We start from the raw sequence: 14906 nt of genomic DNA on the forward strand, positions 1-14906 counted from the left end.
GGAACAACGGAGAGGGAGAAGATTAAGGATTATACTGCGTCAGGAGTAACGGGATCTCTTCTGCCAACACCGGGGGAGAAATGAAAAAGCCTTGAATTTTGTCACAACCAATCTGCATCAGCCGGTCCAGTTCGGACTGGGTTTCCACCCCTTCAGCAAGAACTTCAATACCAAAATTGTGCGCCAGTGAAATTATACCCTCGACAATCTTTGTTGAGCGGGTATCGGGTTCAATGCCGGCGATAAATTCCTTATCAATTTTTAAGGTATCAAAAGGATATTTCAACAAATAGTTAAGATTGGCGTGGCCGGTTCCAAAATCATCAAGGGCAATTTTGACCCCTATCGCCTTCAGCTCCGTCATATTTTTAGCCGCGACCTGACTGTCGCAAAGCGGCGACGTTTCGGTGACCTCTATCTGGCATCGATGGGGCGGGAGACCACATACAGTAAGATTTTTTCTGACGCGTTGGGGTAACAGCGGATCGCAGAATTCAAGCGCGGAAATATTGACGGACAATACAAGGGGCTCTGGCCAACGGGTTGCCACATCCCAGGGAGTGTGGGTAACCATATCTTCAATTGACATGATATTACCGCTGTCTTCCAGCAAGGTAATAAAAACATCGGGAGAGATCATCCCCATCTGGGGGCTATTCCAACGCATTAATGCTTCAAACCCGCTAATACGCTGATTACACAAATTAAAAATTGGTTGATAAACCATATAAAGCTGACTGGTATTCAATGCCTTTTCAAGCGCGGTTAACACCTCACTAGAATTAAACATTCATCTCTCCCTCAACAAATCATAAAAATTAAAAACCAGTCAATATCACTCCCGAATTGTATCTACTATTAGGTGTGTTACATCAGAATAGAATGGCCAGGTTAGGGTAAAAAAGACATACGATGGGTAAATCTGACAATTAATTTATTTAATTCCGAGGTATTGGTCAGTCCCAGCTTGGTGACGACCCTCATTTTATGCGCCTGGATAGTTTTATAATTCAGGCTGACTAACTCTGAAATTTCTCTGGCGGTATATCCGTTTACCAATAAATTCAGAATCTGCTGCTCTCTCTCGGTTAATCTTTTCTGTGAACGATACAGCCGGGGATTCCATTTCCCGGCCGTTAACGATGCCAGTTGACCGAAATCGCGCAGAGAAGATTTCTCCGTCAAAACTATCGTTTTTTCAACATATAATAACTCTACACATAATTTCGCCACCAAACTATCAGCAATAATTACCACGACATTATTATAAAACTTGAAGCGGTTTTTATTCAAAAACTGCACGATAGCTGAACATGGTTGTTCGTTATCAATGATATTAAAAACCATGGTTTGATGCTGGCATAATGATGACTGATGCAACATATCCTCAAACTGGAATGTTTGTATCGGTACATGTTTGCTTGTCAGGTAGGCGAACAAACCGTTGCCCACAAAATTATCACTGCCACACATCAACATCCTGTTTATCGCTCCTTATCAGCATCAAATCTTGTTACTCATTAAAAATTTAATAATAATCTTTTCGACCTCTGCCTCTTCACGACGATTTTTAAAATCGAACTCACATGAGATCTGATGACAGGCATACAATTGATTATCCTCATCAAATTCATTGATCATGACGACATCGATCACTTTCAAATCCAGCTGTAAACTGCCAAACGTATCAAAATCCAGCGCGGCATTTTTAATCACCGCATCTTTATAGAGAAAACGGGAGTTCACATCTTTAACAATTAATGCACAACCGCCCTGCGAGATGTTTTTAATCTTCAGAGAGTAGTTTTCTCCGTTTTTGTAACGACCAAAACAGAAAAAGTCGTAACCCTTCAGGAAGGAAAAACGCTGATTTTGTCGCTGCTGGGCAAAGAAAATCATATCCGGGATGAAGTAGGATAATCCTGCTTGTGCACCTGCTGATAAGGTTTGTTCGAATCTGGCACTAAATTTTACAATCCCACTTTCACTGTGCAGGATAAAGTACTGGACCTTTTCAGGAACAATGTCTTCGTGTCCGGAGATGACAAACCGCTCGAAATCAATCTTCTCTAACTGCGTGATAACACTATGGTTTTCACATAAAACTTCCAGTTTCGTTTTCTTGTGCAACTCTTCACGAAGGGTAGCGATGATTTCAAACTTGTTGTCCTTTGCTAATCCAAAGCTCATTCTAAAACCCTTATTTCCATATTTAAGATATGTCTCGCTTTTGGTTACTCACAAAACGCGAGATCAGCATCCACCCCTGGTGCTTAATTACCATAGTGGATTCCATGTCGAACAGTTGGTTAAAAATTAAGTTTTTAACTATCTTTAGCCATTTATTGATACGTAAAAACATTTAATCAAAGTTAATTCTAGCTGAAGCCATGCCTAAAACCACATGAAGTTGTTGGCTAACTATAACAAAAGAGAATAATAAAATTTTTTGAGATGTCATTTTGAGATAACAAATAGCAAGAACTACACAGAAAAAAAATAGAGGGAAATGAATGGGTTTTGATGGAAGGACCACGCAGTATGCGGACTGGCGTGCTATCGCAAGAAGAAGAGAAAATGCTTACGGCACTATATCATTAACCAGGAATATAGCTCCGACTAGTAATTGTGAAAAAGTGAATAATTATATTTCACCTGTAAAATAAATTTACCTTAGGGCAGAAAAAAGGCCAGCATCCTGCTGGCCCGGTAATTACCGAATCGAACTATAGAGGCTTACTGTCTTACAGAGGGTACAACGTTAAAAATTCAATACTTTTGCTTAATAATTGATCGCGATGAATCTGCGATGATCATCACCGCTCCCGCCAGCATTAATGTGTCTTTCAACACCAGACGCCCGGCTCCGGACAAGTACGGAAAACCGTGGTGCAAATCGCCCAGTGGCATCACCCATGCTTCCGGTGTGGTAATTAAAAATGATAACGTCACAATCGGAGTAGCAAATGCCAGTACGCCACCAATTAATCCCAACCAACGGCTAACAGGATTAGCCAGCACCAGCAATGCGATCAGCACTTCGACTACGCCCAGACCATTGGAGAACGTATAGGTGTTATTCGCCTTCTGCCATTCCCGCTCCTGCGGTTTAAACTCACCTTCGTGGGTTAAATGCTGCTTATATTCTTCTGGATGTTCATAAAAAAATGACATTACCGGACTATTGGCAACAAATGGCGTAATACTATCGGCTTCGTAAGGTACAAATTTCAATAAGCCAATCCAGATAAAAACAATGGCAATACTCAGGCGAATCAATGTTAATCCAATTCTATCGCCCTTGCTGAGTAAACGCAGATACTTTTCCATTCAGACTCTCCTCACTTGTACAAAATTGCGGTTGCGTGAGTGCTGCTATCAATGCGCATTGAGGTAATTTTCCAGGAAGTTGCCTTCTTTTCCTGCGCCAGCCTGGCGATTGCATGTTCAACAACAGAAGGTGCGGCGGCAATTGCCGACACGCTGACGCGGGCTACTTCGACCGGCTGCTGTGCCAGTGCAGAAAATGTCACCGGCGCAGTCAGTAAAGCAGTCAACAATAATGAAGTTTTAAGCATGTTCATTTCTATTTCCATTAACTAGTGATTTCACTCGTAATAGAATAAAACATTGTTGCTTATCTTATTTCCTCCATAACGCCAGAATAACTGTTCATGAGTATTTCTTTATATATGATAAAAAAAAGCCCCAGACAGGTGGGGCAATCATGCAAACTATATTATTATTTTATTAGAGAGAAGAGATCGTTCAGTGATTCGCTCATGCTCGGATGAGTAAATATTTGATCGCGCAATGTCGTGTAAGGTAAACCAGCATCCATAACGGTTTTAATGATATTAATCATCTCATGAGAATCCACGCACAGCAGCGATACGCCTAATATCTGTTTCGTTTCGCGATTTACCACCGCTTTAAGTACGCCACGCGTGTCATTCATCACCCGGGCACGCGGGATAGCCGCGACAGGCAGGGTGACAACCTGGACCGCCGCGCCGCTGGCGCGAGCTTGTTCTTCTGTCATTCCCACGCGGGAAAGCGGCGGCGTCATAAAAACAGAATACGGTACGTTTTGGCGATCGCCGGTGTTACGTAATCCCTCGCCTAACAGGTTGTCGCGCACAATACGGAAGTCATCCAGCGAGATATAGGTAAATTGTAACCCCCCCGTCACATCGCCCATGGCCCAGATATTGTCTGCCGAAGTACGCAGATATTTATTCACCACAATGGCACCGCGCTCGTTGACATCCACACCCGCATTCTGCAACTGCAGATTTTCAGTTGCCGGTTTGCGACCCGATGCCACCAGTAGCGCATCCACAGTCTGGACGCCTTCCGGCATTTGCACCTGCACCGCGCCGTCATGGGACGAAATCGCCTGCACCCTGGCATTGAGGATAATCTCAACCCCTTTGTCGCGTAAAATGTTGGCGATAGCGTCGGCAATATCCCGATCTTCGCGGGCTAAAAACAGTGGGGCGGCTTCATAAATGGTGACCTTACTGCCAAAGTTGGCAAACATTGATGCGAATTCAACACCAATATAACCACCGCCCAAAATCCCCAAACGTTCCGGACGTTGCGTCAAATTTAACAACCCGGTACTGTCAAACACGCCCGGTGTAGTCATTAACCCTGCCACGTTTGGCATCGTTGCCTGTGCGCCGGTATTAATAAAGATCTTTTCGCCGCTTAGCTCAATCGCGCCTGTTGGCTGCACGACCCGCACCGTATGGTTATCAATGAATTCAGCACGACCTTCAATCACATCTACATTTTCCAGATCGGCAAGATTATGGAAGTTTTTATCACGCAGAAAGCTGACAACGGAGGCCTTGCGCTGCATCGCCGCAGCAAAGTCATGCTGAAGTTCAGCATCGTGTACCAGGGTTTTGGTGGGAATGCAGCCGATATTGATACATGTCCCGCCATACATGGTGTTTGACTGTTCAATAATCGCCACTCGCCAGCCCGTTTTCGCCAGGGTAGCCGCCAGCGTTTTACCCGCTTTGCCAAATCCGATAATAATCGCCTGATACTGATTCATGCTGTCTCTCCGCCATGTCACTGTTCGTTTGTTGAACTGAAGTATAGGTTTAACGATGCATGAACAATGTATCCATATCGCGCAAATTACTGTCAAATCGTCTAAATAACTACTATCTCTCTTCCACTCAATCCATCGAGGCAATAAAATAACATCATAAATTTATTTAAGAAATAATGAGTAACAGCGTTACTTTATCTCGACAAGCATCAACAAGAACTGCTCAGGAGTCTTTATGGATGCACTTAGCCGATTACTTATGCTTAACGACCCGCAGGGCTCGATTGATCAAAACTGCCTGCTGAGCAGGGACTGGCAACTGCCGCACGCGGCGGGTGAGCTGTCCGTTATCCGCTGGCATACGGTAACCCAGGGGTTTGCTCAACTGGATATGCCAGACGGAACGTCTTCTACGTTACGCCCAGGAACAATAGTCATTCTGCCTCAAAACTCCGCGCATCGGCTGTGCCAGACAGGGGAAGAACAAACGCATATTGTCTGCGGAAGCCTGCGATTGCAGGCATCTTCACGCTATTTTTTAACTGCCCTTCCAGAAGTATTAATACTGGCACCAGAAGATGACAGTCCCATTAGCCACTGGCTGAAAGCCATGATTGCGCTGATGCAGCAGGAATACATCAACGATCTGCCTGGCTCCAACATCGTTTGCAGCCAGCAATGCGCTACGCTGTTCGCGTTAGCCGTTCGTGAGTGGCTAGCCGAGCCGACACCCGCTAAAAATGTGCTGAATTTACTGCTGCACCCAAGGCTGGGTGCCGTTGTCTTCATGATGCTGGAGTCACCGGCTTTTCCCTGGACTGTCGAAGAACTGGCAAAGCGTGCCCATATGTCGCGGGCCAGCTTTGCGCAGCTATTTCGTGAAGTCTCAAACTCCACGCCGCTGGCGGTGTTAACCGAGCTACGCCTGCAATTCGCCGCCCAGATGCTGTCACGCGGATCGCAGCCGTTGATCGTTATTGCCGAGTCGGTGGGTTACGCCAGCGAATCATCGTTTCACAAAGTCTTTTTACGGGGATTTGGCTGCACGCCGGGCGAGTACCGAAAACGCGTGAAAGCGCTGGCGGCATAACGCACCGCCTGCTTCGGCAACAAAACCGACGCAGGCGAGCGCTTCAAGGCACTACTTTTGGCTGCGATGCCTGTGCAGCCACATCAGCTTATAAGCTGCCGGAATAATAAACAGCGACAGCAATGGCGCGGTAATCATGCCGCCAATCATTGGCGCGGCAATGCGGCTCATCACTTCTGAGCCCGCCCCTGTCCCCCACAAGATTGGCAACAGGCCCGCGATAATCACCGCCACGGTCATCGCTTTCGGACGCACACGCAGCACCGCGCCGTGATACAACGCTTCATCCAGCTTATCCGCCGTAAAGGTTTGCGGATTTTCCAGCGCAGGCTCGGCTTCAATAGCATGGCGCAAGTACATCAGCATCACTACGCCAAACTCCGCGGCAACACCGGCCAGGGCGATAAACCCGGTTCCGGTCGCAACCGACATATGGAACCCCATCCAGTAGAGAAACCAGATCCCCCCTACCAGCGCAAAGGGCACGCTGGTGATAATCAGCAGCGCTTCACCAAAGCGACGGAAAGCCAGATAAAGCAGGACAAAGATAATCATCAGCGTCATCGGCACCATCAGTTTGAGCTTATGGCTGGCGCGTTCAAGCAGCTCGAACTGCCCGGAAAACGCCACGCTGGTCCCCGGCTTTAACTGCACGTTTTCAGCGATCGCTTTTTTCAGATCGTTCACCACCGAAACCATGTCACGGTCGCGGGCGTCGATATAAATCCAGCTGGTGGGTCGCGCATCTTCGGTTTTCAACATCGACGGACCAGAAACCACTGTCACATCTGCAACATCAGCCAGCGTGATTTGCTGCTTCATGGGCGTCAGAATAGGCAGATTACGCAGCGCTTCCGGGCTATCACGATAGCTCTGCGCATAGCGAAGGTTAATCGGATAACGTGCAATCCCTTCCACCGTTTCGCCCACCATCGCGCCTCCGACCGCGGAGGTGACAAACAACTGTACCGCGCCAACGGTCATACCGTAGCGGGCTGCTTTCTCCCGATTAATGTCCACATTAATATAGCGCCCGCCCACCAGCCGCTCAGCCAGCGCCGAAGCGACGCCCGGCACGGTTCTGGCTACCTCTTCGATTTGTTCTGCCGTGGCGTCGATATCAGCCAGAACGTTACCTGACACCTTTATCCCAATCGGGCTTTTGATGCCGGTAGAAAGCATGTCGATACGGTTACGAATAGGCGGAACCCACAGATTCGCCAGCCCTGGCAAGCGCACGGTTTTGTCGAGTTCGGCGATGATTTTGTCCATCGTCATCCCCGGACGCCACTGATCCTGCGGCTTCAGTTGGATCGTTGTTTCGACCATTTCCAGCGGCGCGGAATCCGTTGCGGTTTCCGCCTTACCGGTTTTACCAAACACACGCGCCACTTCCGGAACGGTCATGATCAGCTTGTCGGTTTTTTGCAGCATATCCGCCGCCTGCGCCGCCGAAATCCCCGGCAGGGTTGACGGCATATACAGTAGATCGCCTTCGTTAATCTGCGGCAGGAATTCACCACCGACTTTATTCAGCGGGTAGATAACCGTCAGTATTGAAAGCACCGCCACCAGCAGGGTGGTTTTAGGCCAATGCAGCACCTTCAACAACAGCGGATGATAAATACGGATCAGGAAACGGTTAAGCGGGTTACTGCTTTCCGCCGGTATTTTGCCACGGATCCAGAATCCCATCAGGATCGGAATGACGACAATAGCCAGAAACGCCGCGCCTGCCATGGCATACGTTTTGGTGAACGCCAGCGGGCCGAACAGTCGCCCCTCTTGCCCCTCGAGCGTGAAAATAGGGATAAACGACAGGGTGATAATCAGCAAGCTGATGAACAATGCCGGGCCGACCTCTACCGAGGCATCAGTAATAACCTTCCAGCGCGTTGCGTTATCCAGTTTTTCATCCGGATGCTGATGTCCCCACTCTTCAAGCCGCTTATGGGCGTTTTCAATCATCACGATCGCGGCATCGACCATCGCCCCGACGGCAATGGCAATGCCCCCAAGCGACATGATATTGGCGTTCAGCCCCTGGAAATGCATCACGATAAACGCGATACACAGTCCCAGCGGCAGGGAAATAATCGCCACCAGCGCCGAACGCAGATGCCACAGGAACAGCGCGCACACCAGCGCAACAACGATAAACTCTTCCAGCAGCTTATAGCTCAGGTTATCAATAGCGCGATCGATGAGCTGACTGCGATCGTATGTTGTAACTACCTCAACGCCTTCCGGCAGGCTGCTTTTCAGCGTGTCGAGTTTGGCTTTGACGGCGGAGATCACTTCACGCGCATTTTTACCGGAACGCAGAATTACCACCCCGCCCGCCACTTCGCCTTCACCATTCAGTTCGGCGATCCCACGGCGCATTTCCGGCCCAATCTGCACACGCGCGACATCGCGCAGGTAAACAGGTACACCGTCGGCCCCTGTTTTCAGGACGATATTATTGAAGTCATCAAGCGTTTGTAGATACCCACTGGCGCGGACCATATATTCCGCTTCAGCCATCTCTACAGACGAGCCGCCCGCCTCCTGATTCGACGTATCCAGTGCAGATTTCACCTCCGCCAGGCTGATGCCATATTGCGTCAGCTTCATCGGGTCGATAACAACCTGGTACTGTTTAACCACGCCGCCTACCGAGGCCACCTCTGCCACGTTCGGAATCGTTTTTAACTCATACTTTAAAAACCAGTCCTGAAGAGTACGTAACTCTGCCAGATCGTGTTTACCGCTGCGATCGACCAGCGCATATTCAAAGATCCAGCCGACGCCCGTGGCGTCCGGTCCCATCTCCGCGCTAACCCCTGCCGGTAATTTCCCCTGAACCTGGTTGAGATACTCCAGTACGCGCGAGCGCGCCCAGTAAGGATCGGTGCCATCCTCGAAAATGACGTACACATAGGAATCACCAAACTGCGAGAAACCACGCACGGTCTTCGCGCCCGGTACCGACAGCATGGTGGTGGTCAGCGGGTAAGTCACCTGATTTTCAACGATTTGCGGTGCCTGCCCTGGATAGCTGGTTTTGACGATCACCTGAACATCAGAGAGATCGGGCAACGCATCAACCGGGGTATTAATGATAGTCCAGGTTCCCCAGATACTGAGAAACAGCGCCCCCATCATCACCAGAAAACGGTTTGCCACCGAACGGCGGATAATCCATTCAATCATTTATCATGTCCTCAGTGTGAATGGGTCGCCTGGGCTGGCTTTGCGGATGCGTCTTGCGCACCACTGTTCTGCGCGCGCATACGGTCCAGTGCGCCAGAGATATTCGCCTCGGAATCAATCAGGAACAGACCACTGGACACCACTTTTTCACCTTCAGTCAGGCCTGAGCGGATAGCCGTCAGCCCTTGAGATTCATGGAATACCGCAACCTGCTTCGGTACAAATCGACCTTCGTTATCGACGGTGATCACCCGTTGCTCGGTGCCTGTATCAATCAACGCCTTTGAGGGGATCAGCAGCATCGGTTCACTTTGCGTTTTCAGTTGCAGGTAAGCATTCATCCCCGGCTTGAGCGCCTCATCAGGGTTATTGACCTGCAAACGGATCTGCAGCGTACGCGTGGTGGCATCGACACTTGGCAAGATATTCCACTTGCTAATGGTGAAAGGCTTATCCGGCCAGGCGGGCACAGTGATGGTAAATTGCGAGGCGTCTTTGATCAGCCAGGCGATAGATTCCGGGACCGACGCGCTGACCCATACCGGGTCCATCCCCTGAATTTTCGCGACCACATTGTCTTTGGAAATGTTCATGCCGGTACGCAAATCGAATGCGGTAATCACCCCATCAATAGGGGCTTTCAGGGTAAAGCGGGTCTGAATTTTACGCGTCGATTTTAAGCGCTGAATATCCGCTTCCGGCATACCGGCCAGACGTAATCTCTCCAGAATCCCTTCCACCTGCGTCGCACTGCCGCCAGTCTCCCGCAGTAACAAATATTCGCTCTGCGCCTCAACCCAGTCGGGAATCGTCAGATCGATAAGCGGCGCACCTTGCTTAATTTTGTCGCCCACGGTTAGCGGGTAAACCTTTTCGATAAAGCCTGCGGAGCGAGCCTGGACAATAACAAACTGGTATTCGTTATAGCTAACGTTAGCCGGGAAAGTTTGCGCATAGTGCAGCGGGCCACGGCGCACAGGTTCTGTTTTCAGACCCAAATTTTGGGTCTGAGTAGGATCGATACGCACGCCAGGCGCTGACGCGCTCGCGGTCTCTTCATCGGCATATTTGGGGATCAGATCCATATCCATAAACGGTGATTTACCCGGCTTATCAAAGCGCGTGTTCGGGTACATGGGGTCATACCAGAACAACACTTTTCTGGCTTCTTTTTGCGAAGCCTGCCCGGTTTCAGCCGTTACGTTTGCTGATGAATAATAAGTATAAATACCGACAGAAATAACCCCACCGACAATCATGCCAGCGAGAATAAGCGCGGTATTTTTAATATTTAAAGACGCCATAGTGATTTCCATTGCGCGATAGTCTCACCCGCATTTCGAAGAATCCGGGCAAGAATAAAAGAGACCAGCGAGAACGTTATTTACTGATGTGAATATCGCGTAACACAGAGAGATTTCCCTGCTGAACAAACGTAAACGCAACCTTATCGCCGGGTTTAATATCGTCAGCCTTGGTGTCGGCAACCCGCGTAAAACGCATCGTCATGGCAGGCCAGTTCACCGCGGCAATGGGATCATGCTTGATCGTGATTTTTTTACTTTCTTTATCAATAGCTTCAATCACCCCGGTGGCGCTAATGACGTCTTCCTGTTGGGCCGCTGGCTGCATGTTCATCATCTCGCCATGCTGATGCTCATTGGCCTGAGCGTTAAACATGACCACAGAGAAAAAGCTAAACAACACGGCTTTGGCGGTAGTATTCATACTTGATGCTCCTGAAAAGTTAATATTAAGGATTACTCCACCCAACCGCCGCCTAAGGCAGCAAACAGCTTAATTTCATTAACCTGTTGGGCGTAATTAAGATCGAGCAGCGATTGCTGCGTAGCGAATAAAGAACGTTCGGCGTCCAGTACTTCGATGTAGCTAACCGCACCATTTTGATAAAGCGCTCTGGCGCGTTGTAAGGTGATTTGCAATGACGTCAGGTAGCGCTGCTGACCACTAATTTGATCGGCAATGCTTTGGCGCAACACCAGCGCATCCGCCACCTCTTTAAACGCGTTCTGAATTTTTTGTTCGTAATTCACCACCGACTGCTGTTGGCGAATTTCAGCGAGGTCGAGATTGGACTGATTACGTCCGGCGTTAAAAATGGGAATATCTATTTTGGGGACAAAATTCCACATACCGCTGGTCGCATTAAATAAGCTGGAGAGATCGCTGCTGCTGCTGGAAACCGAACTGGTCAAGGTAATCGACGGGAAAAACGCTGCCCGTGCGGCGCCGATATTGGCATTCGCCGCCATTAATCCGTGTTCAGCTTCCAAAATATCCGGGCGCTGCAACAGGATTTGCGACGAGAGCGATGGCGGCAGCGTTACTGGTTTAATATCCCCGCTGCTGCGCATCTGGTCGTTGGGTAATTTCCCGTACGTACCCAGCAACAGTTGCAGCGCGTTGTTCGCCTGCGCCAGTTCACCTTTACGCTTCGCGATTTCGCTGCGCGTGCTTTCAATCACGCCCCGCGCCTGTTCCAGCGCCAGCACGTTGGTGCTTCCGGTCAGCAACTGCTTCTCAACAAAAGCGTAAGAACGCTGATAGTTTTGCAGCGTTTCTTCGGCAATTTGCAGTTGTGCATAAGCCAGACGCTGATTGAAATAACTTTGCGATACGTTGGAGATTAATGAGATGTGTACCGCCCGACGCGCCTCTTCGCTGGCAAAGAAGTTCTGTCGCTCGGCTTCACTCATATTTTTCAGCCGACCAAAGAAGTCCAGATCGAAACTGAGATTGAGTCCAGCTTCGAATTCACGATCGGTGCTGCTATCGCCTTTTAATTTGCCGCTGTAAGTACCGCTGGAACCTGCCGTGATTTGCGGATAGCGGTCAGCATCCGTGACGCCATATTGCGCTCTCGCTTCCTGAACTTTTAGCACTGCCATACGTAAATCGCGGTTATTGACCAGCGCCTCGCCAATCAGCGCCTTTACCTGGGAGTCAACGAAGAAGCTCCGCCAGCCCGTGTCCTGATATCCCACCGGTGCAGAAACCAGGGCGTTCTGGCTTAAGGAGAATTGCTGCGGCACAGGCAATGTCGGACGCTGATAGTCCGGCGCCAATGAACAACCGGCGAGAACGAATACAGCGCTGAGGGTAAGAAGCTTAAATTTGCTCATAGTTCTTCTCGTCCTGACCGGACTGATGGCCCTAAAAAATGTAGGAATTTATAGCGTTGTACTTTAACGAAGTGACTCTGTTTAAGCGGTGACAGGAAAATGACAAAACTGTCATTTTCCCAATAACCGATTGCTATCCGATCCCGCTTCCCTAGAATTGAAAGTCCGCACAACCCGTGTGAGAAGGAGAATGCGATGAAGGTGTTGATAGTCGAAGATGAGAAAAAAACCGGTGAATACCTGACGAAAGGCCTGACGGAAGCGGGTTTTGTCGTGGATTTAGCGGATAACGGCCTGAACGGGTACCACCTGGCGATGACCGGCGATTACGACCTGCTCATACTCGACATCATGCTGCCGGATGTAAACGGCTGGGATATCGTACGGATGCTGCGTTCCGCTAACAAAGGGATGCCCATTCTTCTCCTCACCGCGCTGGGTACCATCGAACATCGGGTTAAGGGTCTGGAATTAGGCGCTGATGATTATCTGGTCAAACCGTTCGCCTTCGCCGAACTGCTGGCGCGGGTCAGAACGCTGCTGCGCCGGGGTGCGGCGGTGATTGTCGAAAGCCAGTTTCAGGTCGCGGATTTAATGGTCGATCTGGTCAGCAGAAAAGTCACTCGCAGCGGGACGCGTATTACCCTGACCAGCAAAGAGTTTACCCTGCTTGAGTTTTTCCTTCGTCATCAAGGGGAAGTTTTACCCCGCTCGCTGATCGCCTCCCAGGTTTGGGATATGAATTTTGACAGCGATACCAATGCCATCGACGTCGCCGTTAAGCGTCTGCGCGCCAAAATTGATAACGATTTTGAGCCGAAACTGATTCAGACCGTACGCGGCGTGGGATATATGCTTGAGGTTCCTGATGCCCAGTAAACGATGGCGGCGCCCTTTTTCGCTGGCGACACGACTGACCTTTTTTATCAGTCTGGCGACGATCGCTTCATTTTTCGCCTTTGCATGGATAATGATCCACTCCGTGAAGGTCCATTTCGCCGAGCAGGACATCAATGATTTACAAGAGATCAGCGCCACGCTGGAGCGGATTATTAACCAACCCAACGAGCCAGAATCACGCCGCCTGGAAACGCTAAAAAACGTGGTTGAGGGCTACTCGAACGTCATTATTTCTCTGGAAGACAGTAAGCAGAAAGCCATTTTTCATTCGCCAAATGCGCCGGATCTCCGGCAATTTATCGCCAGCGCAAGACCGGATAAAAATGCCCATGCCAGCGATGTTTTTATTATATCCGGCCCAACACTGCAAACGGCCAAACATATTCACGGACAAAAAACGTCGTCTAACTGGCGAATGATTCGCCTGCCGGTAGGAAAGCTGACTGATGGAAAAGCGGCGTATACGCTGTATCTGGCGTTATCGATCGATTTTCATCTGCACTATATTAACGACCTGAAAAACAAACTGATTATGACGGCATCGCTGATTAGCATGATGATTGTATTTATCGTGCTGTTCGCTGTGTATAAAGGCCATGAACCGATCCGTAATGTCAGTCGGCGCATCCAAAATATCACTTCAAAAGATCTTGATGTGCGCCTCGATCCGCAAGCGGTCCCTATTGAACTGGAACAGCTGGTAAGTTCGTTTAATCACATGATCGAACGCATCGAGGATGTATTTAAACGTCAGTCGAACTTCTCGGCGGATATTGCCCATGAGATCCGCACGCCAATAACCAACCTGGTCACACAAACGGAAATTGCGCTCAGCCAAACCCGTAGCCAAAAAGAGCTGGAAGACGTGCTGTATTCCAATCTTGAAGAGTTTGGTCGTATGTCGAAAATGGTAAGCGACATGCTGTTTCTGGCGCAGGCAGACAACAATCAGCTTATCCCGGAAAAGACAGCGCTTAATCTGGCCGATGAGGTTGGTAAAGTGTTCGATTTTTTCGAAGCCTGGGCAGAAGAGCGCGAGGTTGGCTTACGTTTTGAAGGACGCGCATGCTGGGTTTCAGGCGATCCGTTAATGCTACGCCGGGCAATGAGTAATCTGCTTTCAAATGCCATGCGCTACACGCCAAAGGGCGAGTCGGTAACCGTGCGGGTGAAAGAGGCGGATGGCCTGGTCCAGATAGTCGTGGAAAATCCCGGCCCCCCCATTCCCCCACAGCATCTATCGCGGCTATTTGATCGTTTTTATCGGGTTGACCCTTCGCGACAGCGTAAAGGCGAAGGCAGCGGTATTGGCCTGGCGATTGTGAAATCGATTGTTATCGCCCATCAGGGGAAAGTCTCGGTGACATCCGATCAGCTTGCCACCCGATTTATTCTGACGCTGCCCAAGCATGCGATGTAATTTATGGTAATGGCGTTGATACCTTAAACAATTCGAGTTGCAGGAAGGCGGCAAGAGAGGGAATCCCCAGTCACTTACTTAAGTAAATGA

General features: G+C 49.3%; 13 protein-coding genes. 3 read left to right on the plus strand and 10 right to left on the minus strand.

The genetic code is table 11. The features are described 5' to 3' along the window. Nucleotides 1-22: 22 nt before the first annotated feature. The 6 genes from OGW44_RS18020 to rclA all read right to left on the minus strand — a co-directional run bounded on the left by OGW44_RS18020 (nucleotide 23) and on the right by rclA (nucleotide 5068). On the minus strand, nucleotides 23-790 hold the full coding sequence (locus OGW44_RS18020) for a putative bifunctional diguanylate cyclase/phosphodiesterase (protein ID WP_016155930.1): 768 nt from the start codon (nucleotides 788-790) through the stop codon (nucleotides 23-25). Nucleotides 791-891: 101 nt separating this feature from the next. Further along, on the minus strand, nucleotides 892-1473 hold the full coding sequence (locus OGW44_RS18025; RefSeq protein WP_170975097.1) for a helix-turn-helix domain-containing protein: 582 nt from the start codon (nucleotides 1471-1473) through the stop codon (nucleotides 892-894). A gap of 30 nt (nucleotides 1474-1503) precedes the next feature. Beyond that, nucleotides 1504-2190, minus strand: coding sequence for a flagellar brake protein (locus OGW44_RS18030; protein WP_016152158.1), 687 nt, complete (start codon nucleotides 2188-2190; stop codon nucleotides 1504-1506). 579 nt (nucleotides 2191-2769) lie between these two features. Beyond that, complete coding sequence (gene rclC / locus OGW44_RS18035; protein ID WP_016152157.1) at nucleotides 2770-3330, minus strand: reactive chlorine resistance membrane protein RclC; 561 nt, start codon at nucleotides 3328-3330, stop codon at nucleotides 2770-2772. Nucleotides 3331-3341: 11 nt separating this feature from the next. Next, a complete protein-coding gene (rclB, locus tag OGW44_RS18040) occupies nucleotides 3342-3578 on the minus strand; it encodes a reactive chlorine resistance periplasmic protein RclB (protein WP_029139445.1) in 237 nt (78 codons plus the stop codon). A gap of 164 nt (nucleotides 3579-3742) precedes the next feature. Then, complete coding sequence (gene rclA / locus OGW44_RS18045) at nucleotides 3743-5068, minus strand: reactive chlorine resistance oxidoreductase RclA (RefSeq protein WP_185654255.1); 1326 nt, start codon at nucleotides 5066-5068, stop codon at nucleotides 3743-3745. 235 nt (nucleotides 5069-5303) lie between these two features. On the opposite strand from rclA, the gene rclR reads away from it, so the two are divergent. Continuing rightward, nucleotides 5304-6158 (plus strand): reactive chlorine-specific transcriptional regulator RclR, encoded by an 855-nt coding sequence (gene rclR / locus OGW44_RS18050; protein WP_185654254.1) that lies wholly within the window; start codon nucleotides 5304-5306, stop codon nucleotides 6156-6158. 51 nt (nucleotides 6159-6209) lie between these two features. On the opposite strand, the gene OGW44_RS18055 is transcribed toward rclR, so the two are convergent. From OGW44_RS18055 to OGW44_RS18070, 4 genes are all read right to left on the minus strand, one after another. After that, a complete protein-coding gene (locus tag OGW44_RS18055; protein ID WP_016152153.1) occupies nucleotides 6210-9353 on the minus strand; it encodes a CusA/CzcA family heavy metal efflux RND transporter in 3144 nt (1047 codons plus the stop codon). Between the two features lie 11 nt (nucleotides 9354-9364). After that, nucleotides 9365-10657, minus strand: coding sequence for an efflux RND transporter periplasmic adaptor subunit (locus OGW44_RS18060; protein WP_016155926.1), 1293 nt, complete (start codon nucleotides 10655-10657; stop codon nucleotides 9365-9367). 76 nt (nucleotides 10658-10733) lie between these two features. After that, on the minus strand, nucleotides 10734-11081 hold the full coding sequence (gene cusF / locus OGW44_RS18065; protein WP_016155925.1) for a cation efflux system protein CusF: 348 nt from the start codon (nucleotides 11079-11081) through the stop codon (nucleotides 10734-10736). Between the two features lie 32 nt (nucleotides 11082-11113). After that, on the minus strand, nucleotides 11114-12496 hold the full coding sequence (locus OGW44_RS18070) for an efflux transporter outer membrane subunit (RefSeq protein ID WP_016155924.1): 1383 nt from the start codon (nucleotides 12494-12496) through the stop codon (nucleotides 11114-11116). A 195-nt stretch (nucleotides 12497-12691) separates the two neighbouring features. On the opposite strand from OGW44_RS18070, the gene cusR reads away from it, so the two are divergent. After that, nucleotides 12692-13375, plus strand: a complete 684-nt coding sequence (cusR, locus tag OGW44_RS18075) for a copper response regulator transcription factor CusR (RefSeq protein WP_016152149.1) — start codon at nucleotides 12692-12694, stop codon at nucleotides 13373-13375. Further along, nucleotides 13365-14816, plus strand: a complete 1452-nt coding sequence (locus OGW44_RS18080; protein WP_016155923.1) for a Cu(+)/Ag(+) sensor histidine kinase — start codon at nucleotides 13365-13367, stop codon at nucleotides 14814-14816. Before cusR ends, OGW44_RS18080 begins: the two co-directional genes overlap by 11 nt. The last annotated feature ends 90 nt before the right edge of the window (nucleotides 14817-14906 follow it).

The sequence above is a fragment of the Citrobacter sp. Cb023 genome, assembly GCF_030336805.1.
Lineage (GTDB): Bacteria > Pseudomonadota > Gammaproteobacteria > Enterobacterales > Enterobacteriaceae > Citrobacter > Citrobacter braakii.